At 67.7% G+C, this 20,594-nt stretch carries 17 protein-coding genes; 10 read left to right on the top strand and 7 right to left on the bottom strand.

All coding sequences use genetic code 11. The features are described 5' to 3' along the window. The first annotated feature begins 248 nt into the window (after positions 1–248). Together AXYL_RS01385 and AXYL_RS01390 are read left to right on the top strand one after the other, a co-directional pair. A complete protein-coding gene (locus AXYL_RS01385) occupies positions 249–1,241 on the top strand; it encodes a hypothetical protein (RefSeq protein ID WP_013391036.1) in 993 nt (330 codons plus the stop codon). Then, positions 1,238–2,362 (top strand): glycosyltransferase family 4 protein, encoded by a 1,125-nt coding sequence (locus tag AXYL_RS01390; protein WP_013391037.1) that lies wholly within the window; start codon positions 1,238–1,240, stop codon positions 2,360–2,362. Before AXYL_RS01385 ends, AXYL_RS01390 begins: the two co-directional genes overlap by 4 nt. Before the next feature lie 22 nt (positions 2,363–2,384). On the opposite strand, the gene AXYL_RS01395 is transcribed toward AXYL_RS01390, so the two are convergent. From AXYL_RS01395 to AXYL_RS01405, 3 genes are all read right to left on the bottom strand, one after another. Beyond that, on the bottom strand, positions 2,385–4,307 hold the full coding sequence (locus tag AXYL_RS01395) for a bifunctional metallophosphatase/5'-nucleotidase (protein WP_013391038.1): 1,923 nt from the start codon (positions 4,305–4,307) through the stop codon (positions 2,385–2,387). A 170-nt stretch (positions 4,308–4,477) separates the two neighbouring features. Continuing rightward, positions 4,478–5,587 (bottom strand): S-(hydroxymethyl)glutathione dehydrogenase/class III alcohol dehydrogenase, encoded by a 1,110-nt coding sequence (locus AXYL_RS01400; protein ID WP_013391039.1) that lies wholly within the window; start codon positions 5,585–5,587, stop codon positions 4,478–4,480. A gap of 29 nt (positions 5,588–5,616) precedes the next feature. Further along, positions 5,617–5,907, bottom strand: coding sequence for a metal-sensing transcriptional repressor (locus AXYL_RS01405; RefSeq protein ID WP_041652083.1), 291 nt, complete (start codon positions 5,905–5,907; stop codon positions 5,617–5,619). Positions 5,908–6,106: 199 nt separating this feature from the next. Between AXYL_RS01405 and hutC the strand changes: the two genes are divergently transcribed. From hutC to AXYL_RS01440, 7 genes are all read left to right on the top strand, one after another. Next, the gene (hutC, locus tag AXYL_RS01410; protein ID WP_013391041.1) at positions 6,107–6,850 is read left to right on the top strand and encodes a histidine utilization repressor; all 744 of its coding nucleotides are present in this window, start codon (positions 6,107–6,109) and stop codon (positions 6,848–6,850) included. Beyond that, a complete protein-coding gene (locus AXYL_RS01415; protein WP_013391042.1) occupies positions 6,847–7,455 on the top strand; it encodes a HutD family protein in 609 nt (202 codons plus the stop codon). The genes hutC and AXYL_RS01415 overlap by 4 nt, the downstream gene beginning before the upstream one ends. Positions 7,456–7,635: 180 nt before the next feature. Beyond that, positions 7,636–9,315 carry a urocanate hydratase gene (gene hutU, locus AXYL_RS01420; RefSeq protein WP_041654712.1) on the top strand — a complete coding sequence of 560 codons (1,680 nt, stop codon included), beginning with the start codon at positions 7,636–7,638 and terminating at the stop codon, positions 9,313–9,315. Positions 9,316–9,387: 72 nt separating this feature from the next. Continuing rightward, positions 9,388–10,815 carry a purine-cytosine permease family protein gene (locus tag AXYL_RS01425; protein ID WP_013391044.1) on the top strand — a complete coding sequence of 476 codons (1,428 nt, stop codon included), beginning with the start codon at positions 9,388–9,390 and terminating at the stop codon, positions 10,813–10,815. Between the two features lie 27 nt (positions 10,816–10,842). Further along, positions 10,843–12,372, top strand: a complete 1,530-nt coding sequence (gene hutH, locus AXYL_RS01430) for a histidine ammonia-lyase (RefSeq protein ID WP_013391045.1) — start codon at positions 10,843–10,845, stop codon at positions 12,370–12,372. Positions 12,373–12,398: 26 nt separating this feature from the next. Further along, entirely contained in the window at positions 12,399–13,616 is a 1,218-nt protein-coding gene (hutI, locus tag AXYL_RS01435; RefSeq protein ID WP_013391046.1) for an imidazolonepropionase, read from the top strand. A gap of 146 nt (positions 13,617–13,762) precedes the next feature. Next, positions 13,763–14,515, top strand: a complete 753-nt coding sequence (locus AXYL_RS01440; RefSeq protein WP_237709970.1) for a carbon-nitrogen hydrolase family protein — start codon at positions 13,763–13,765, stop codon at positions 14,513–14,515. A 7-nt stretch (positions 14,516–14,522) separates the two neighbouring features. On the opposite strand, the gene AXYL_RS01445 is transcribed toward AXYL_RS01440, so the two are convergent. Continuing rightward, complete coding sequence (locus tag AXYL_RS01445; protein ID WP_013391048.1) at positions 14,523–15,932, bottom strand: MFS transporter; 1,410 nt, start codon at positions 15,930–15,932, stop codon at positions 14,523–14,525. A 184-nt stretch (positions 15,933–16,116) separates the two neighbouring features. Here AXYL_RS01445 and AXYL_RS01450 point away from each other — a divergent pair, with 184 nt between their 5' ends. Beyond that, on the top strand, positions 16,117–17,151 hold the full coding sequence (locus AXYL_RS01450; protein WP_013391049.1) for a tripartite tricarboxylate transporter substrate-binding protein: 1,035 nt from the start codon (positions 16,117–16,119) through the stop codon (positions 17,149–17,151). On the opposite strand, the gene AXYL_RS01455 is transcribed toward AXYL_RS01450, so the two are convergent. The 3 genes from AXYL_RS01455 to AXYL_RS01465 all read right to left on the bottom strand — a co-directional run bounded on the left by AXYL_RS01455 (position 17,087) and on the right by AXYL_RS01465 (position 20,515). Further along, a complete protein-coding gene (locus AXYL_RS01455; protein ID WP_013391050.1) occupies positions 17,087–18,778 on the bottom strand; it encodes an MFS transporter in 1,692 nt (563 codons plus the stop codon). The two genes, AXYL_RS01450 and AXYL_RS01455, sit on opposite strands and share 65 nt — an antisense overlap. A gap of 146 nt (positions 18,779–18,924) precedes the next feature. After that, positions 18,925–19,269 carry a hypothetical protein gene (locus AXYL_RS01460; protein WP_013391051.1) on the bottom strand — a complete coding sequence of 115 codons (345 nt, stop codon included), beginning with the start codon at positions 19,267–19,269 and terminating at the stop codon, positions 18,925–18,927. A 10-nt stretch (positions 19,270–19,279) separates the two neighbouring features. After that, entirely contained in the window at positions 19,280–20,515 is a 1,236-nt protein-coding gene (locus tag AXYL_RS01465; RefSeq protein WP_013391052.1) for a molybdopterin-dependent oxidoreductase, read from the bottom strand. Between the last annotated feature and the right edge of the window lie 79 nt (positions 20,516–20,594).

Consider the following 20,594-nt stretch of genomic DNA (forward strand, 5'->3'; position numbering starts at 1 on the left):
AGGCCGTGGGGGCTCGCTTAGCGCAAGGCGTAGCCGCGCAGGCAAATCTTTGCGGCAAAACGTAATCGAAATTTTTGCGGCGCGTGACGCCATGCCCTGTGGAAAACGTTCGCAACTAATTTGGGGACGTTTTGGCGTTTACTCAAAAGCGTTACATCTTCATGGGTTCACTCGCTTTTTCGATAGGTCCGGCTGCGTAGAATTCGCCGCTTACAAGCTTATTTCGCGGCTTCCGCGCAACATCGCTCATGCCTAGCCCCGGGCTTATTCCACGCTTGCTGCGTTCGCGTCCGCTGACCAAGAGCCTGCGTTACTTCTATCGCCACACCCGGCCCGCCGCATACCGCCACAACGAAACCCTTTGGCCTTTCGTGGCCCTGCAGCGCGATGCGGAGGGGCGGCTGACCGGCTGCGAACTGCGCGGCGTGCAGGGCCCTGCCATCACGCCCCTGGATCGGCTGCCGCGCGACATCGGCGCGGACGCCCATTTGATACTCAGCGGTCCATCCGTTGCCCAGATCGACTACGCGCGCTGCCGGCTGGACGTGGCGATGGGCGTCAATGGCTCGATCGCGTTGCGGCGCCAGCACCCTTCCCTGCGCTTCGATTACTACGCGATGCTGGATGCGGGTTTCGTCAACCGCAGGCGCGAACTGGTGGCGGAAGTGCTGGCGCAGGACCTGACGCTGTTCGTCACGCCCGAGGTCTACCGCTGGATCGGCTTCCTGTTCGACCGCCGTTCCGTGCGCTGCCGCATCGCGCTGTTCGAAGAGGTGCACCAGCGCGCGCTGCAACCGCGCGCCCGTCCCGAGGAACTGGAAGCGCGGCTGGCCGACGATCCCGGCCTGGTGCTGTTCGACGCCCGCAATCCGGTGCATGCGCATGGTTTCAGCCTGGACCCGACGCGCGGCCTGTTCGGCGGCGGCACGGTGGCCTACACGGGCTTGCAGCTGCTGGCGTGGCTGGGCGCGAAAACCATCTACCTGCACGGCCTGGACCTGACGGCCGCGGCAGGACCCCGATTCTATGAAAGCGCGGCAACGCAGCTGTCCACCGCGCTGGACCGGCAATTCTCAGGACATATCGAACCCGCGTTCCGGCAAGCCAGCCGGCTGCTTGGTAAACGCGGGGTCAAGGTCTACAACCTGTCTCCCGCCAGCCGGCTGGGGGATGACGTGTTCGAGAAGCGCGACTGGAGCTGCCTGCTGCCCGAGCAGCCGATTTCGAGTATGACCCCATGAAGATTCTGTACACCAATTTCCACCAAGGCGATGGCGGCGGTCACACCACCTACGTGATGTCGCTGGCGCGCATCCTGTGCGAGAAGTCGCAGGTGACCGTGGCCGCGCCTGCCAGCAGCCGTCTGCTGGCCGAGGCCGCCGCCCTGCCCGGCGTGCGCACGCTGGCCCTGGAGTTCAAGAGCCGCCCGTTGCAGCAGCTGCGCGCGCTGCGCCAGCTGCGGGCCCTGCTGCGCGAGCAACAGTTCGATGTGATCCACGCCAACGGTTCCGCCGATCACCGCCTGTGCATGCTGGCGACCGTGGGCCTGGGCGCGCGGCGCCCTTTCATGGTCTATACCCAGCACACCGACCGCAGCGCCAATAGTCTGGGCGCGCGGGTACGCGCCAAATGGGGCACCAACCGCGTCATCTGCGTGTGCAGCCACACGTTCCGCCGCATGAAGCAGTCGGTCTTCCGCAACGAGGACCTGCGAGTGGTGCACAACGGCGTGGATACGGAAAAATGCAGCCCCGCCTCGCGGCGCGAGACGGCGCAGGCGCGCGACAGCCTGCTGCCCGAGGGCATGCAGGGCCGGCTGGTCATCGGCAGCAATGCCGGCACCGCGGTCTACAAGAATTGGATGGACATGGTGACCGCCGTGTCCATGCTGCCCGAAAATCAGCGGCGGCAGGTGGTGGTGCTGATCGCCGGCAAGCTGCCGGACGCGGAGCAGATGCAGCGCGTCCTTGAACTGGGCATGTCGGATCAGGTGGTGTTCACCGGCCTGCTGGACGACGTCGGCCCTTTCCTGTCGGCGTTGGACGTGGGCTTCGTGCTGTCGTCCAAGCTGGAGACGATTTCCTTCGCCTGCCGCGAGATGATGGCGGCGGGCAAGCCTGTCATCGTGAGCGCAGTGGGCGGCCTGCCCGAAAACGTCACCGACGGCCGCGACGGCTGGGTGGTGCCGCCGGCCTCGGTAGACAGCATCGTGCAAGCGCTGTCGCAGATCCTGGAAAATCGCGACGCCCTGGGTGTGATGGGCGCCGAAGCCCGCAGCACGGCGCTGCGGGAGTTTTCGCTGACCACGTTCGTCGGCAAGACCGAGCGCGTCTACCGCGAAAGCCAGGCGCAGCCGGCCTGACGGCCGCGCCCGGCGTTCACCCTTACTCGCTGTACGTCTTGGTGCTGTACAGGCTCGCTGGCAACAGATTCAGCACCGGCAGACCGCTGGCCGGATCCTTGGCCTGCTTGTCGATGTAGGCCTGGAGCACGTCGGCGTCCAGCACGCCGATGTCCTGGCGGCGCGAGGCAGGCACGTTGGCCAGGGTCTTGTAGCCGTCGCCGCCGGTGGCGTTGAAACTCAGCACGAACAGCTTGTAGCTGCGGCTCGCGTCCAGCGGCAGCCAGTTGCCGCTGGCCTGGTCCCGCACTTCGATGTTGGACACGCGGTTGCCCTGGGCCTGGGCCGCATTCACGTCCCAGCGCAGTCCGCCGGCATACGGATAGGGGCCGGTGGAGCCGCCCGCGCCGTAGACTGCCTGCATGCCGTCTTCCAGCATGCTCTTGACCTCGGCGCCGGTCACGTCCAGGCGCCAGAGCATATTGCCGAAAGGCACGACCTCGATCACGTTGGCTGCGGTCACGTTGCCCAGCAGCGGCACGCGCACGCCGCCGCCGCTTTGCAGCGAGATGTCGGCGCCGCCGTAGCTGGCGTTGGCCACGTCCAGATAAGCCTGCGCCACCAGTTGCTGGATGTCGCCGCCGCGCAGGCTGACGCTGCCCAGGGTGTTGCAGGCGGCGCTGGAGCGGCTGTAGTCGCGCGAGCCGGGACCGCCCGGCACGCGCCGGGAGCACAGCTCTTGCGGCACCGATGCGACCAGGCTGCGGCTGAACTGGTCAACCTTGGCCTTGAACGGCTGCAGCACGGCCGTGGCCTGCGCGTCCGGCGCCTGCATGCGCAGGAAGCCGCTGGCCAGAACGTCGGCCTGGATCGCCGCCTCGTCCGCGGCCGAGGGCGCGGCGCCGGCCACTTTCAGCGGGCCGTCCATCAGCACGTGCGGCGTGCCGGCGCAGGCGGTGACGTCGCCGTTGGCGTCGAAGCTGACCTTCAGCTCGCCCACCACTTGCGAGTACTCCCAAGCCTGCACCAGGCAGACGCGCTTGCCGTCCTTGTCTTGCAGCACGGTGGGATAGGCGCCGGCTGGCGAACCCACGCCATAGTCCGCCATGGACGCGGGACCCAGCAGCGTGTGCGAGTCGCCGCCCACCACCACGTCCACGCCGCTCAGTTGCGCGATCACCTGCTTGTCGTAGTCGTAGCCGATGTGGCTCATCACCACGATTTTGTTCACGCCCTGCGCGCGCAGCGCGTCGATCTGCTGTTGCGCCGCCGCGGTCTCGTCGGAGAACACGGTGCCGGCGTCCGGGCTGGAGGATTGCTGGGTCTTGGCGGCGATGGTCAGGCCGACCAGGCCGATGTCCTGGCCGTCGCGCTTCAGGACCACGGCGGGCTTGACCATGCCGGGGGCGCGCGACGGATTCAAGGCCGAGCCCGCGGCGAACGTGACGTTGGCGCTCAGCACGGGCGTCTGGCAGGCGCCCGCATGCAGCAGGTCGATGAAGCGCTTCAAGCCGCTGTCGCCCTTGTCGAACTCGTGGTTGCCCAGGGTCATGGCGTCGAAGCAGACGGTGTTCATCATCGCCGCGTCGGCCTCGCCGGGCTCGCCGGCGCGGTTGAAGTACAGCGTGCCGGTGGTGGCGTCGCCCGCGTGCAGCTTGAGCACGTTGGCGGACTGCGAGGCCAGCGCATTGATCGCGCCGGTCACCCGCGGGAAGCCGCCGGTGTCGGCGTTCACAGCCACGCGCGAGCCGGAAGCGGTCTTGAGCTTCAGGTCCTTCTTCTTGCTGTCCAGGTTGGAATGATGATCGTTGATGTGCAGGATCGTCAGTTCCATTGCCCGGCCAGGGACCGGCTGTTCAGGCTGTTCGACGGGCTTGTCGTCATCGTCGTCACCGCCGCCGCAGCCGGCCAAAAGCGCCAGGGCGCTCAGCATGGCCGCGCCCGCGTTCCTCTTCCACGTGTTCATTCGCGTGTACCCCTCTGTCATCGGAGGGCGAATGGTCGCGGGTCAAGATGACGCGGAAATGAATGACAGTGTTGTCATGTGGCGGAGCGACATGTCGCATGCCTGTCATGGAAAAGCAAGGGGCCCGGCGCATGGTGCGCCGGGCCCGTCGTTGCCGCAAAGGTTCGTGCTTAGTAGTGGATGACCGTGCGGATCGACTTGCCTTCATGCATCAGGTCGAAGGCTTCGTTGATGCGTTCCAGCGGCAGCGTGTGCGTCACGAACGGGTCCAGATCGATCTTGCCGCTCATGGCGTCTTCGACCATGCCCGGCAGCTGCGTGCGGCCCTTGACGCCGCCGAAGGCCGAACCGCGCCAGACGCGGCCGGTGACCAGCTGGAACGGACGGGTGCTGATTTCCTGGCCGGCGCCGGCCACGCCGATGATGATGCTCTCGCCCCAGCCCTTATGGCAGCATTCCAGCGCGGCGCGCATCACGTGCACGTTGCCGATGCACTCGAACGAGAAGTCCACGCCGCCGTCGGTCATCTCGACGATGACGTCCTGGATCGGCTTGTCGTGGTCCTTGGGGTTGACGCAGTCGGTGGCGCCCATGGCGCTGGCCAGCACGAACTTGTTTGGGTTGGTGTCCACGGCGATGATGCGGCCGGCCTTGGCCTGCACCGCGCCCTGGATCACGGCCAGGCCGATGCCGCCCAGCCCGAACACGGCGACGGTATCGCCTTCCTTGACCTTGGCGGTATTGTGCACGGCGCCGAGGCCGGTGGTGACGCCGCAGCCCAGCAGGCAGACCTTTTCATGGGGGGCGGCCGGGTTGATCTTGGCCAGCGAGATCTCGTTGACCACCGTGTACTCGCTGAAGGTCGAGCAGCCCATGTAGTGGTAGAGCGGCTTGCCGTCGTAGCTGAAGCGCGAAGTGCCGTCGGGCATGACGCCCTTGCCCTGGGTGGCGCGCACCTTCTGGCACAGGTTGGTCTTGCCGGACAGGCAGAACTTGCATTCGCGGCATTCGGCCGTGTAGAGCGGAATGACGTGGTCGCCCGGCTTGAGCGAGGTCACGCCTTCGCCGACTTCGACCACCACGCCCGCGCCTTCATGGCCCAGCACGGCGGGGAACAGGCCCTCAGGGTCGTCGCCGCTGAGGGTGAAGGCGTCGGTGTGGCAGACGCCGGTATGGGTGATCTTCACCAGCACCTCGCCGCGCTGCGGCGGCGCGACGTCGATTTCAACGATTTCCAGCGGCTTGCCGGGTCCGAATGCGACTGCTGCGCGTGATTTCATAGCTAGGGCTCCACGTATGTCAGATAGCGTTATTTCAAGTAGGAACGGACCAGGCGCATCAAGAGGTCGATCTCCGCTTCGGGTTCGATCGTGGCGTCCTGGCGTCCGCCCTGGGCGGATTGGAGGAAGGTTTCACGCAGATGGCTTTCCAGCACCTCGGCCATCAGGCCGGTGGCGGCGCCGCGCAAGGCGGCCAGCTGCTGCAGCAGCGCGCCGCATTCCGTGCCTTCGTTCACGGCCCGCTCCAGCGCCAGCGCCTGGCCCTGGATGCGTCGCAAGCGAGTGACGACGCGTTTTTTTTCTTCCGGGGAGTGCGGCACGGCAGGCTCCGATAAATACAGGGGGGGAGTATAGGGAATCTGGCGGCTCCCGTCTACCAACATACTCCGGGGCGGCGGTCCATGCCTAGGGCCGCCAGCGGCTGCGGCTCGCGCGGCGCCGCGGCGCAAGCGATCTGTACCTGTCTATACTAGGCGCTGTCCGCTACCGGCCGCCCCGCGCCGCACTACAGGATTTTCCGTGGCCTCGAACCCTCCCAAATTGCCCATCCAAGCCAATGCTCCCCCTGCTCCGCTCTATGCGCAGGTCAAGCAGATGATCGCGCAGCAGATCCGCAGCGGCGCATGGCCGGAACACTACCGGGTGCCCTCGGAAAGCGAACTGGTCGATGAGCTGGGGTTCAGCCGCATGACCATCAACCGCGCCCTGCGCGAGTTGACGGCCGAGGGGCTGCTGGTGCGCATGCAGGGCGTGGGCACCTTCGTGGCCCAGCCCAAGGCGCGCTCGGCGCTGTTTGCCGTCAACAACATTGCCGACGAGATCGCGGCGCGCAAGCATCGCCACCACAGCCGCGTGGTCCGGCTGGCCGAGGAGCCCGCGGGCGCGGAACAGGCGCTGGCGCTGGACATCCGCGCCGGGCAGCCGGTGTATCACTCGATCATCGTCCACTATGAAGACGACGTGCCGATCCAGCTGGAGGACCGCTATGTGAATGTGCGCCTGGCGCCGGACTATCTCAAGCAGGATTTCACGCAAAGCACGCCATACGAATACCTGACGCGCGTGGCGCCGCTGAGCGAAGGCGAGCATGTGGTCGAAGCCATCCTGGCCAAGCCGCGCGAATGCCAGCTGCTGCAGATCGAGCGCGATGAGCCCTGCCTGCTGATCAGCCGCCGCACCTGGTCCGGCGACCATGCCGTCACGCTGGCCCGTTTGATTCATCCCGGTTCCCGGCATCGCCTGGAAGGCAAGTTCACCTCATGACGCAACCTGAAGTCCATCTTTACCGCGCTGCCGACTATCCGCGCATGCCCTGGCGCAACGGCGGCGGCACCACACAGGAAGTCGCCTGCAACCCGGGCGGCAGCGCCGCTGCGTTCGATTGGCGCCTGTCCATCGCCGATGTGGCCCAGGACGGCGGCTTTTCGGCTTTCACGGGTTGTCAGCGCATCATCACCGTGCTGGAAGGCCAGGGCATCCAGCTGACCGTGGACGGTAGCGAGCAGGCGCCGCTTGGGCCGCGCCAGGCTTATGCTTTCGCGGGCGACGCACGGGTGCAGTGCCGCCTGTTGGACGGACCGATACGCGACTTCAACCTGATCTATGCGCCCGCGCGCTGGCATGCGCGGTTGCAATGGGTGGCGGGCGCGGGACCGTGGACCTTTCACAGCGCCGCGCGCGACGTTCTGGTGATGACCGCCGGTGGTGCGCTTACGGTGCGCATCAATGGCGCGCCGCACGCGCTGCCGGCGCGCTACGACTGCCTGCACGCCGTTTCCACGGACGGCCTGGCCGAGTACCGGCTGCAAGCCGATGCGCCGCTGGACGCCTGCGTGATCGAGCTGCTGCCGCGCGCCGCCGCGATGTAGTGCTGTATTGGGCTGTTTCGAAGCAAAGCCGGGACGCTCGTTCCGGCTTTTTTATTACGGGTAATCCCTGATAAAAATTCGACCCTTGCTAGCTTGTATATACAAGCATAGGCATCCTATGATGACGGCATGCGCAGCGCCCGTATCGGGCGCGCAGCCGAACCGATCAAGGAGAGCCTCTTGGACAACTCGAACCGATACCGCGATGTCGTCATCCGCGCGCCCCGCGGCAAGCAACTGAACGCCAAGAGCTGGCTGACCGAAGCCCCCTTGCGCATGCTGATGAACAATCTGGACCCCGACGTGGCCGAGAACCCCAAGGAACTGGTGGTCTACGGCGGCATCGGCCGCGCCGCGCGCGACTGGGACTGCTACGACAAGATCGTCGAGTCGCTCAAGAACCTGAACGAGGACGAAACCCTGCTGGTGCAGTCGGGCAAGCCCGTCGGGGTCTTCAAGACCCACGCCAACGCGCCGCGCGTGCTGATCGCCAATTCCAATCTGGTGCCGCATTGGGCCACCTGGGAACACTTCAACGAACTGGACGCCAAGGGCCTGGCCATGTACGGCCAGATGACCGCGGGCAGCTGGATCTACATCGGCAGCCAGGGCATCGTGCAGGGCACCTACGAGACCTTTGTCGAGGCGGGCCGCCAGCACTACGACGGCAACCTCAAAGGCCGTTGGGTGCTGACCGCGGGCCTGGGCGGCATGGGCGGCGCGCAGCCGCTGGCGGCCACGCTGGCCGGCGCCTGCTCGCTGAACATCGAATGCCAGCAGGCCAGCATCGACTTCCGCCTGCGCACCCGCTACGTGGACGAGCAGGCCCGCGACCTGGACGACGCGCTGGCGCGCATCGCCAAGTACACGCAGGAAGGCCGCGCCGTTTCCATCGCCCTGTGCGGCAACGCCGCCGAGGTGCTGCCCGAGCTGGTGCGCCGCGGCGTACGCCCCGATATGGTCACGGACCAGACCAGCGCGCACGATCCGCTGAACGGCTATCTGCCGGCGGGCTGGACCTGGCAGGATTACCGCGCGCGGGCCAAGCGCGAACCGGCCGCCGTCATCAAGGCCGCCAAGCAATCGATGGCCGTGCACGTGCAGGCCATGCTGGCGTTCCAGCGCCTGGGCATCCCCACCTTCGACTACGGCAACAACATCCGACAGATGGCCAAGGAAGAAGGCGTGGCGGACGCGTTCGATTTTCCCGGTTTCGTGCCGGCCTACATCCGGCCGCTGTTCTGCCGCGGCGTGGGCCCGTTCCGCTGGGCCGCGCTGTCGGGCGATCCGCAAGACATCTACAAGACCGACGCCAAGGTCAAGGAACTGATCCCCGACGATGCGCATCTGCACCGCTGGCTGGACATGGCGCGCGAGCGCATCAGCTTCCAGGGCTTGCCGGCGCGCATCTGCTGGGTGGGCCTGGGCCAACGCGCCAAGCTGGGCCTGGCGTTCAATGAAATGGTGCGCTCGGGCGAGCTGTCGGCGCCCATCGTCATCGGCCGCGATCACCTGGATTCCGGCTCCGTCGCCAGCCCCAACCGCGAAACCGAATCCATGCGCGACGGCTCGGACGCCGTGTCCGACTGGCCCCTGCTGAATGCGCTGCTGAACACCGCCAGCGGCGCCACCTGGGTGTCGCTGCACCATGGCGGCGGCGTGGGCATGGGCTTCTCGCAGCATGCCGGCATGGTCATCGTGTGCGACGGCACGGACGAGGCCGCCGCGCGCATTGGCCGCGTGCTGACCAACGATCCGGGAACGGGCGTCATGCGCCATGCCGATGCCGGCTACGAAGAGGCCATCGAGTGCGCCAAGGAGCAGGGCCTGAACCTGCCCATGCTTGCGGGCAAGCGCTGATACGAAGCCGCCCATACCAGCGGGTTGCTGTTGCGCCCGCGACCGTAGACTAGCCATGACCGAGACAACACGATGACTCAGGACAGCCAGGCAGCAAGAGGGCCGCTCATCGAGCGGCGCTCGATAGATTTCATTCCCGAAGACGAGCGCCACGGCAAGCTCTACAGCCAGTTCACGCTATGGATGGGCGCCAATCTGCAGATCACCGCCATCATCACCGGGGCGCTGGCCGTGGTGCTGGGGGGAGACGTGTTCTGGTCGTTGATCGGGTTGTTCGTCGGACAAATCTTCGGCGGCGCAGTCATGGCGCTGCATGCGGCCCAGGGGCCCAAGCTGGGGCTGCCGCAGATGATCTCCAGCCGCGTGCAGTTTGGCGTCTACGGCGCTGCCATACCCATCGCGCTGGTGTGCCTGATGTACCTGGGATTCACGGCCACGGGCACGGTGCTGTCGGGACAGGCCCTGGGCCAGTTGTTCGGCGTGAGCGATACCGTCGGCATCCTGATCTTCGCGGCGGTGATCGTGGCGGCGACGCTGTTCGGTTACCAGGTGATCCACATCATCGGGCGCATCGCGACCGTGCTGGGCATCATCGCCTTCTTTTACCTTTTCAGCCGGGTGATCGCGCTGGGCGACGTGGGTCAGCTGCTGCAGATCCGCCATTTCACATGGAGCTCCTTCCTGCTGGCGGTGTCCCTGGCGGCCTCGTGGCAGATCGCCTACGGCCCCTATGTGGCGGATTACTCGCGCTATCTGCCGAGCCGGACCTCTTCCTTCAAGACCTTCCTGGCGGTGGGTCTGGGTTCCGTGCTGGGCGCGCAGATCGCCATGGTGCTGGGTGTGCTGGCCGCAGCCATGGCGGCCGGCCAGTTCGCCGGGCGCGAGGTTGCCTACATCGTGGGACTGGGCGGCACGGGAACCATGGCGGCGTTGCTGTATTTCACCATCGCCTTCGGCAAGGTCACGATTTCCACGTTGAACTCGTATGGCAGCTTCATGTGCATCGCGACCATCGCCAGCGGCTTTCGCGGACATGTGGATATTTCCCGCCGGCAGCGCGCGCTGCTGGTGCTGGTCATCGTCGCCGCGGCCACGGCCGTGGCGTTGATCGGGCAGCATTCCTTCCTGAACGCGTTCAAGTCCTTCATCCTCTTTCTGCTGGCGTTCTTCGTGCCATGGAGCGCGGTCAACCTGGTGGACTATTACTTCGTCAGCCGCGGGCAATACGACGTAGCGGCGCTGTCGGATCCGAACGGCCGCTATGGCCGTTGGAACTGGCCGGGCATCCTGGTCTATGTGTTCGGGGTGCTGGTGCAGATGCCCTTCATTTCCACCAAGCTCTACACTGGTCCGATGGTCGAGCGCCTGGGCGGGGTGGATATCTCGTGGATCATCGGACTGGTCGTGCCCAGCATCCTGTATTACCTGTTCGCGCGCCGGGAAGCCCCGCCACAACATCGCGGCGCCGCCCGCGCGCCGATATCGACCCCCACGCCATGACGCCGGAACGTGCCTAGGAGACCCACAATGGAATTGCATCTGAAACCCGGCCACATGACGCTGGCCGACTTGCGGCGCGTCTATCAACAGCCGGCGCGCGTGACGCTGGACCCGGCAGCGGCCGGGCCTATCGAGGCCAGCGTGGCCTGCGTCGAGCGCATCATCGCCGAAGGCCGCACGGCCTACGGCATCAACACCGGCTTCGGCCTGCTGGCCACCACCCGGATCGCCCGCGAGGACCTGGAGTCCTTGCAGAGTTCGTTGGTGCTGTCGCACGCGGCCGGGGTCGGCGAGGCGCTGGACGACGCGATGGTGCGGCTGATCATGGTGCTGAAGATCAACAGCCTGGCGCGAGGCTATTCGGGCATCCGCCGCAAGGTTATCGACGCGCTGATCGCGCTGGTCAATGCCGAGGTCTATCCGCATATTCCGTTGAAGGGATCGGTGGGCGCGTCGGGTGACCTCGCGCCGCTGGCCCATATGTCGCTGCTGTTGCTGGGCGAGAGCAAGGCGCGCCATCGCGGCGCCTGGCTGCCCGCGCGCGAAGCACTGGCCCAGGCGGGGCTGGAGCCCCTGACGCTGGCGGCCAAGGAAGGCCTGGCGCTGCTCAACGGCACCCAGGTTTCGACGGCCTATGCGCTGCGCGGCCTGTTCGAGGCCGAGGACCTGTTGGCGGCTGCGCTGGTTTGCGGCAGCCTCAGCGTGGAGGCCATGCTGGCCTCGCGCGCGCCGTTCGACGCCCGCATCCACGCCGCGCGTGGTCAGCCAGGTCAGATCGACGTGGCCGCCGTGTACCGCGACCTGTTGACCGAGGACAGCGAGGTCGGCCATTCGCACGTGAACTGCGACAAGGTGCAGGATCCCTATTCGCTGCGTTGCCAGCCGCAGGTGATGGGCGCCTGCCTGACGCAGATACGCCATGTGGCGCAGGTGCTGGAGATCGAGTCCAATGCGGTCTCCGACAATCCGCTGGTGTTCGCGGAACAGGGAGACGTGGTTTCGGGGGGCAACTTCCATGCCGAACCGGTGGCGCTGGTGGCCGATAATCTGGCGCTGGCGCTGGCCGAGATCGGCGCGCTGTCGGAACGCCGCATCTCGCTGATGATGGACAAGCACATGTCGCAACTGCCGCCGTTCCTGGTGAGCAACGGCGGCGTCAACTCGGGCTTCATGATCGCCCAGGTGACTGCGGCGGCGCTGGCCAGCGACAACAAGGCGCTGGCGCACCCGGCCAGCGTGGACAGCCTGCCCACCTCGGCCAACCAGGAAGACCATGTGTCCATGGCGCCCAATGCCGGCAAGCGGCTCTGGCCCATGGCCGAGAACGTGCGCGACATCCTGGCGATCGAGTGGCTCGGCGCCTGCCAGGGCCTGGATTTCCGCCAGGGCCTGAAGACCGCGCCCAAGCTGGAGCGCGCCCGCAGCCTGTTGCGCGAGAAAGTGGCGCACTACGAGCGGGACCGGTTCTTCGCGCCCGACATCGAGGCGGCCAGCCAGCTTATCGCGGCGCGCGGGCTGACGGAGCTGGTGCCGGCGGGCCTGCTGCCCAGTCTTTGAAGCCGGCGCGCAACAGGAGCAAATGCATGAGACAGGTCTGGCGCAATTGCCACGCGGCCACCATGGCCCAGGGCCAGTATTCCGTGATCGAACGGGCCGCGGTGGTGACGCGGGATGATCGCATTGAGTGGATCGGCCCCGAGGCGCAATTGCCGCCGGCCGACGCCGCGCGCGAGCACGACCTGGGCGGCGCCTGGCTGACGCCCGGCCTGATCGACTGCCACACCCATCTGGTGTTCGGCGGCAACCGCAGTCAGGAGTTCGAGCAGCGCCTGCAAGGCGTGGACTACTCGACCATTGCCGCGCAAGGCGGCGGCATCGCCAGCACCGTGCGCGCCACCCGCGCCGCCAGCGAAGACGAGCTCTACGCCAGCGCGCGCCAGCGGGCCTTGCACCTGATGCGCGACGGCGTGACCACGCTGGAGGTGAAGTCCGGTTATGGCCTGGATCTGCCTAACGAGCGCAAGATGCTCAGGGTGGCGCGGCGCCTGGGCCAGACGCTGCCGCTGACCGTCAGCGCGACCTGTCTGGCCGCGCACGCGCTGCCGCCGGAATACGCGGGGCGCGCCGACGACTACATCGACGAAGTCGCGCGCCGCATGCTGCCGGTATTGGCGGCCGAGGGCCTGATCGATGCGGTGGATGCGTTCTGCGAGCATCTGGCATTCACGCCGGGCCAGGTCGAGCGGGTGTTCCAGGCCGCGCGCGAACTGGGCCTGCCGGTGAAGCTGCACGCCGAACAGTTGTCGCCGCTGCACGGCGCGACCCTGGCCGCACGTTATGGCGCCTGGTCGGCAGACCACCTGGAACACTTGACCGAAAGCGATGTGCTGGCAATGGCGGGGGGCGGCACGGTGGCGGTGCTGCTGCCCGGCGCGTTCTACGCCCTGCGCGAGACCAAGCTTCCTCCCATCGACCTGTTGCGCCGCCATGGTGTGCCCATCGCCATCTCCAGCGACCTGAATCCCGGCACGTCGCCCGTGCTGTCGCTGCGGCTCATGTTGAGCATGGCCTGCACGCTGTTCCGGCTAACGCCTGAAGAAGCGCTGGCCGGGGTGACCGCGCATGCGGCGAAAGCGCTGGGGCTGCAGGCCACGCACGGCACGCTGGAAGCAGGCAAGTACGCGGACTTCGTGGCCTGGCAGGTGCAGCATCCATCCGAATTGGCCTACTGGATAGGCGGCGACCTGCCCAAGCGCGTGGTGCGCCACGGCGCGCCGGTCGACGCCGCAACGCTGGTCTGAGACAGGCAGATCCGGACAGGATCGCGCCCGCAACGGACGGCTTGAGCCGGTCCGCGTTCGCAACCACGACAGGCGGTCTACCATGCGTGCATGCCGCGCCCATCCCGGGACGCGCGATCGGATTGGGTGTGGGTATGCGGATATGCATGATGGAAGGACCGGCTGATCTGGAGCCCACAGGTGCGACGTGGGAAGGCATGGCCGAACGCATAGGCGAGCTGGCTCCGGACTTGTTGGTCACCAATGAAATGCCCTTTGGTCCCTGGCTGGCGGCGGACCCGGCGTACGACGCCGCGCGCGCGGCGGATTCGGTGCGCATCCATGAGGCCGGCCTGGACGCCCTGGCCGCGCTGGGGGTGCCGGCTATCGTGTCGTCGCGGCCGGTGCACGCGGGCGCAAAGCTTGCGAACGAGGCGTTTGCCCTGCAGGACGGCCGCTACACGCGCTTGCATCACAAGCAATACTTCCCGGAGGAACCAGGCTACTTCGAGGCGACCTGGTTCCATTCCGCCATGGACGGTTTCGAGGTGTTCGAGGTGGGCGGCATACGCCTGGGGGTGCAGCTGTGCACCGAACTGATGTTTAACGAGCGCGCGCGCGCCTATGGGCGTGCGGGCGCGGAGTTGATCGTGGCGCCGCGCGCCAGCAGCGCGTCGACGCGCCGGTGGCTGACGGCAGGCGCCATGGCGGCGCTCGTGTCGGGCTGCTATGTGGTCAGTTCGAACCGCGCGGGGCGCACGGCGTCGGGACAGGTATTCGGGGGGACGGCGTTCGCCTTCCAGCCCGATGGCGAACCCCTGGCGCAATCCAGCGATACCGAATCCATCGTGGCGATCGAGGTGGATCCGGCCCGTTCGCGCGCGCAGCAGTCGCTATACCCGTGCTACGTCCGCGAGTAGCGCGGCGCTAGCGCGTCGAGCCGGCCTGCGCCGGCTCGGTCGCGTCAAAGCGCAGCCGCGAAAAGCTGGCGACGCAGGCCAGTGCGGCGCAGCCGCAACCCAGCCACAGCGCGGCGATGGCGCCGTGGGTGCTGGAAACATTGAAACAGGCGGCTACCAGGGCCGCGCCCGAGGACTGTCCCAAGAGTCGCACCGTTCCTATCATGCCGCTGGCGCCGCCGGCTCGCGAGGCCGGCGCTGACATCATGATGGCGCGCAGGTTGGGCGATTGGAAGAAGCCGAATCCGGCACCGCAGATGGCCATGCGCCAGCAGATGTCCCAGACCGAGGGCGCGGTGGGCATCAGCGCCAGCAGGGCGAGGCCCAGCGCCAGCAGCGCCAGGCCCACGCCACCCAGGGTGCCGGCCGCATAGCGGTCGGACAGCCGCCCGGCGATGGGCGCCATGATCGCCACCACCACCGCCCAGGGCGTGATGAGAAAGCCGGTCTGCACCTGGCTGTAGCCCAGCATGGTCTGAAGCATGAACGGCAGCGACACGAAAGCCAGCGCCTGGGCTGCGAAGGCGCAGACAGCGGTAGCGGCGGACAAGGCGAACAAGGGCCGGCGCAGCAGGTCCACCGCCAGGATGGGCGCGGGATGGCCCGCCTGCCGGCGCATCAGCAGCCACAGGCTGGCCGCGGCGACGCCCCATTCCAGCGCTACGCGCGGCAGGGGGGCGGCGTGCGCCAGTTCGTTCGCGCCCAGTACGAACAAGCCCAGCGTCAGGGCGCATAGCGCCGCTGCCAGCCCGTCGAAGCGATGCGGCGCGCGCACGGTTTCGGGCAGCTTGCGCAGGCCCAGCGCGAACGCCAGCAGGCCGATGGGCACGTTGATCAGGAACAGCCAGTGCCAGGATCCCAGCAGCAGGATGGTCGAGGCCACGGTGGGCCCTGCCGCGAAGGCGATGCCCACCACCATGGCGTTCAGGCCCAGGCCGCGGCCCAGCAGGCGCGAGGGGTAGATGAAGCGCAGCAGGGCGCCGTTGACGCTCATGACGCCGGCCGCGCCCAGGCCCTGTAGCACGCGCGCCGTCACCAGCGTGGGCAAGGACGGCGCCAGGCCGCTGGCCAGCGAAGACAGGATGAAGATGGCCAGCCCCACGATGTAGACCCGCCGGTGGCCCAGGATCTCGCCCAGCGCGGCGGCCGGCAGCAGGCCCGCCACCATGGCCAGCTGATAGCCGCTGACGATCCAGATGGAGCCCGCGTCGCTGGCCTGCAGATCGCGCGCAATCGTGGGCAGCGCCGTGTTGGCGATGGCGGTGTCCAGGCTGGCCATGCATAGCGCCAGCATGACGGCGAGGAGCGCGCCCGGGCGTTCGGAAGCCGGCAGGCCGACGCCGGCCGGGTAGACGGTATGGCGGGAAAACGAGAGCATGTGCGGGACCACTGGGGCTAGGCGTCCGGGCAGAGGGCCGGCGCGCCGCGAGCACTGATTCTAGAACGTGTTAAGAAACACGGCTGGCGGGCCTTCGAAGCGACCGGCTTTTCTTGCAGGACATTTGTCCTTATCCTGCCGCCTTGCGCGGAACCGGTCCGCATCCGCGAGGAGTCATCGAAACATGCAATTCGCCGTATCCCGGCGCCGCCGCAGGCTCTTGTCGGCGTTCGCGCTGGGCGTCCTGGGCGCCGCGGCGGCAGGACGTCTGCACGCCGTGCCCATGACGCGCATCCTGGTTGGCTTCCCGCCGGGGGGCGGGGTGGATGTGATCGCCCGTCTGCTGGCGCGGCAGCTGGAGGCCGGCCTGGGCGAAGTGGTGCTGGTCGAGAACCGGCCCGGCGCGGGCGGCATGCTGGCGGCGCAGGAGCTGTTGGCCGCGCGGCCGGATGGACACACCCTGCTGTTCACCAATGACCACGCGCTGGCCATCGTGCCGCATATTGCGAAGCAGGCCGGTTATGCCTCGCCGGGCGATTTCGCCGCCGTGGCGCAGATGACGGACCAGGCCGCCATGGCGCTGGCGGTCAGGGCGGATTCGCCTCTGCGCAGCCTGAACGACCTGCGCGCGCACCAGGATGCGCTGTTCGTGGGGGTGCCGGCGCCCGGCAGTGTGCCGGAGCTTGCCCTGGAATTGCTGGATGCTCATCTGGGCGTGGTGGCGACTGCGATCCCATACGGGGGCGGTGCGCCGCTGGTGACTGATCTGCAGGGAGGTTATCTGGCGCTGGGCCTGACCTCCCTGGCCGAATTGCTGGACCCTGTGCGTGCAGGGCGGCTGCGTCTCCTGGCGATCTCGGGTTCCGCCCGGCATCCGGATGTGGCTGACGTTGCCACCTTCGCCGAACAAGGCGTGGCCGGGCTGGAGCGCGGCGGCGTGGCCGGCCTGTTCGCGCCGCGCGGCGTGGCGCCGGCCCGCATCGAGCAATTGCAGCAGCAGGTGGCGCAGGCGCTCGAATCCGAAGAGGTTGTCGCGCAACTGCGCTTGCAGGGCTCGCGGGTGAGGTTTGGCGATGCGGCCACCCTGGCGCGCAACATGGACGCCGTCCATCAGGCTTGGGCGGAACGCGCCCAGGCCTGGCGGGCGCGGCCGGCTACAGGGACTCCGGGTCGCGTCGCAGCGAAAAGCCCTGCGCCTCGTTCATCGCCAGATAGCTGACGTTGCGCGACACCACCGGCGGCTTGTCGCCGGCATGCAGCGCGCGCACCTTGTCCAGCACCATCTTGTCCTCCAGCGTCATGCGGTCGATCATGCGCAGGTATTGCATCCAGCTTTCCACCAGGAATACTTCGCGCCAGACCCCTTCGCGCTCCAGGTCGCGGAACAGCTGCCACTGCTGCGCGCCGTTGCGCAGCCGCATGAGCCGCAGCGGATGCGCCGCGCCGATCAGCGCGGACAGCTTGTCTTTCTCGATCAGGTATTCGACCGCGACCAGCACCGCGCCGTGCTGCGTATTGAAGCCGGCCGCGGCCATGGTCGGCTCGGTGCTGTCGGCGCGCGCCAGCGATGAGGTGTCCAGGTGTTCGGGCAGGCGCGAGCGGTACATGAGCGCGACGGTGATGCCCAGCATGATGCCGGCGGTGGCCAGGGCGCCGGAAACGCCCATGGTGCCGGCAAAGTGGCCCCACATGAAGGACCCGGCCGCCAGGCCGCCGAAGATGGCCGTCTGGTACAGCGCCAGCGCGCGCGCCTTGACCCAGTCGGGCACCAGCATCTGGACGGTGGTGTTGTAGGTGGCCAGCACCCCGATCCAGCAGCTGCCCGACAGCAGCAGCGCCGGAAAGGCCACCCACAAGGTGCCGGTCAGGCCCAGCGCCAGCAGGCAGGCGGCCAGCAGCGCGGCGGCCACGCTGACCAGGCCGCCCGCGCCCCAGGCGGCCTGCACCCGCCGCACGAAGGCGCTGCCGAGGATGGCGCCCAGGCCCAGCGCGCCCAGCATGTAGCCGTACAGCAGTGCGCTGCCGCCTTCGTGTTCATGGGCCAGCAGCGGCAGCAATGCCCACAGCGCGCTGGCGGACAGCCCGAAGGCGAAGGACCGCAGCATCACCACGCGGGTCACGGTGGAATGCTGGGTGTAGCGCAGCGCCGCCACCACGCCTTCCAGGATGCCTTCGGGCGGCAGGCGGCGCAGCGGCAGCTCGCGCCTCCAGCGCCAGATGGCCCAGATCAGGCCGCCATAGCAGAAGCAGTTCAGCAGGAACACCCAGGGCGCGCCCATGGCGCCCAGCAGCAGGCCGCCGATGGCCGGCCCGACCGCGCGCGCCACGTTGAAGTTGACGCTGTTCAGCAGCACCGCGCTGCCGACGTGGGCGCGCGGCACCTGTTCGCCGACGGCGGCCTGCCAGGCCGGCGTGACGATGGCGCTGCCGATGGCAATACAGAAGACGGACGCGATCAGCGTGATGGGATGCAGCAGCCCGGCGAAGGCCAGGATGGTGATGAAGACGCCGCCCGCCAGCTCCAGCAGCATGCCGGTCAGCATGACCTTGCGGCGGTCGTAGTTGTCGGCCAGCACCCCGGTCAGGATGGACAGCGCCACCAGCGGGAAGGCGGCGGCCACCTGGATCATGGCGACCATCAGCGGGCTGCTCTGCTCGGTGGTGATGATCCACGCGGCGGCGACGGATTGCGCCCAGGTGCCCAGGTTGGCGAACAGGTTGGCGATCCAGATGATGCGGAAGGCCGGAAACGCGAAGGGGGATAGCGTGCTCACCTGCAGCACGGGGGCGGGAGCGGCCTGCGCGTCCGCGGGCAGATCGGTGTTGGCCGAAACGGGTTGCAGCATGGAGTTCTTCCGGCGCGCCGGGTGGGCGCTCCTGTCGGGCGTGGTCTGGGTCGGGTAATGGTACGCCTAAGCCAGCGATCGATGGGAGCGCGCGCGGCCCCTCAGAGCGGCTGTGCGCCGCCCAGGGAGCTTGCTGCTTGCCAGCCCTACTGCTTGGCGGCGGGGGCCGCAGCCGGGGCCGGAGGATAAGCCTGATTCAGGTACTCCACGATCAGCGGAACCTGGTCGGCGGGGATGGGGGCGCCGTAGGTGCCCACCATCTTCTTGACCTCGGCATCCCAGAAGCCCAACGGCATGGGCGGCTGGGACGACACGTAGTCGACCGAATGGCACATCAGGCACAGGGCCGCGTGCTGCGCGCCCGCGCCCGTGCCGGGGTGCAGCGTGGCGGTTTCCTGGGGCAGCTTGATCTCCAGGGCCTGGGCGGCCGGGGACAGACAGGCGCAGGCCAGCGCAAGCGCCGGCAGGCAGCGACGGAAATGGCGGTTCATGGCGCTCTCCTCAGGCGGCGGTGACGCGGACGGCTTCGACCACGTTGCGCATGTAGCCGGCCGGGTTCCACAGCGGGTCCAGCGGCTGGGTGTCGCCGGCCATGTTGGTGGCGCGGACCTTCAGCGTGTAGTCGCCGGCGGCCTTGGGCGTGAAGTCGGCATGCCATTCGCGGAAGGAATAGCGGCCCAGGTCCTTTCCCAGCTTGGCGGCCTGCCAGGTCTTGCCGTCGTCGGACGAGAACTGGACCTCGCGTATGCCCTTGCCGCCGTCGAAGGCGATGCCCCGCACCTGCACCGGCTTGCCGCGGGCGACGCGCGCGCCCGCGCTCAGGCTGGTGATGAAGCTGCGCACGTTGTAGCGGCCGATGGGGCGGGTCTTTTCCGGGGCCTTGCCCGGCGGCGTGCAGGCGCAATCGTTGTCGGGGATGCGATAGGCCTTCTGCATCCAGAAGCCGTCGAATTCCTTGTCCAGCACTTTGATGTCGGCCAGGTGCTTGACCCAGTAGGTGCCGTAGTACCCCGGCACCACCAGGCGCACGGGATAGCCGTTGAGCATGGGCAGGTCGGCGCCGTTCATGGCGTAAGCCAGCATGACCTCGCCGTCCAGCGCGTGGGCGACGTCCAGCGCCTTGACGAACTCGGGCGTGCCGGGCAGCACCGGCCGGTCCAGGCCTTCGAACGAGATCTGGCGCGCATCGGCGCGGATACCGGCTTTTTCCAGGACGCGCTTGAGCGGGATGCCCAGCCAGCGGGCATTGCCCATGGCGCCGTTGCCCGACTGCCCGCCGCCCACGCGCGGCACGAAAAAGCCGCGGCTGTTGCCCGAGCACTGGGTGACCGCCACCAGTTCCACTGGCTTGCCGAATTGCTGCTTCAGGTCGGCCAGCGACAGGTCCAGGGGCTTGTCCACCAGGCCGCTGACCTTGATGCGGTAGGTGTTCAGGTCGATCGCGGTGGGGATGTTGCCCAGGTGATAGCGCACGAAGAAGGCGTCGTTGGGCGTGATGAGGTTTTCGTTGAAGACCGAGAACGGCGTTTCCAGCTGCGGCGGGCGCGAGGTTTGGCGGATCAGGGGCCGTTTTTGCGGATAGGCGATCAACTCGCGCTCGCCATTGGCGAACGGCAGGGTGACGGTGGCCGGCGCCGCCAGGCTGGTCAGCGCATGGCCGGCCAGCGTGCCGGTCGCGCCCAGCGTACAGGCCTGGCGCAGGAAGCGCCGGCGCCCATTCGGGTCGAATGTGCTCATCTTGCTGTCTCCTCGTTCTTGTCAGCGCCCTGCCCCCGGCGCATTCACACGAGGCTACGCGCCACGGCCTGACAAATGC

The organism is Achromobacter xylosoxidans A8, assembly GCF_000165835.1.
In the GTDB taxonomy this organism is placed as follows: domain Bacteria; phylum Pseudomonadota; class Gammaproteobacteria; order Burkholderiales; family Burkholderiaceae_B; genus Achromobacter; species Achromobacter xylosoxidans_B.

Coding starts and splice junctions, on each gene's coding strand:
- AXYL_RS01385 (WP_013391036.1), top strand. CDS start 249: ATGCCTAGCCCCGGGCTTATTCCACGCTTGCTGCGTTCGCGTCCGCTG.
- AXYL_RS01390 (WP_013391037.1), top strand. CDS start 1,238: ATGAAGATTCTGTACACCAATTTCCACCAAGGCGATGGCGGCGGTCAC.
- AXYL_RS01395 (WP_013391038.1), bottom strand. CDS start 4,307: ATGAACACGTGGAAGAGGAACGCGGGCGCGGCCATGCTGAGCGCCCTG.
- AXYL_RS01400 (WP_013391039.1), bottom strand. CDS start 5,587: ATGAAATCACGCGCAGCAGTCGCATTCGGACCCGGCAAGCCGCTGGAA.
- AXYL_RS01415 (WP_013391042.1), top strand. CDS start 6,847: ATGACGCAACCTGAAGTCCATCTTTACCGCGCTGCCGACTATCCGCGC.
- AXYL_RS01425 (WP_013391044.1), top strand. CDS start 9,388: ATGACTCAGGACAGCCAGGCAGCAAGAGGGCCGCTCATCGAGCGGCGC.
- hutH (WP_013391045.1), top strand. CDS start 10,843: ATGGAATTGCATCTGAAACCCGGCCACATGACGCTGGCCGACTTGCGG.
- hutI (WP_013391046.1), top strand. CDS start 12,399: ATGAGACAGGTCTGGCGCAATTGCCACGCGGCCACCATGGCCCAGGGC.
- AXYL_RS01440 (WP_237709970.1), top strand. CDS start 13,763: ATGATGGAAGGACCGGCTGATCTGGAGCCCACAGGTGCGACGTGGGAA.
- AXYL_RS01445 (WP_013391048.1), bottom strand. CDS start 15,932: ATGCTCTCGTTTTCCCGCCATACCGTCTACCCGGCCGGCGTCGGCCTG.
- AXYL_RS01450 (WP_013391049.1), top strand. CDS start 16,117: ATGCAATTCGCCGTATCCCGGCGCCGCCGCAGGCTCTTGTCGGCGTTC.
- AXYL_RS01455 (WP_013391050.1), bottom strand. CDS start 18,778: ATGCTGCAACCCGTTTCGGCCAACACCGATCTGCCCGCGGACGCGCAG.
- AXYL_RS01460 (WP_013391051.1), bottom strand. CDS start 19,269: ATGAACCGCCATTTCCGTCGCTGCCTGCCGGCGCTTGCGCTGGCCTGC.
- AXYL_RS01465 (WP_013391052.1), bottom strand. CDS start 20,515: ATGAGCACATTCGACCCGAATGGGCGCCGGCGCTTCCTGCGCCAGGCC.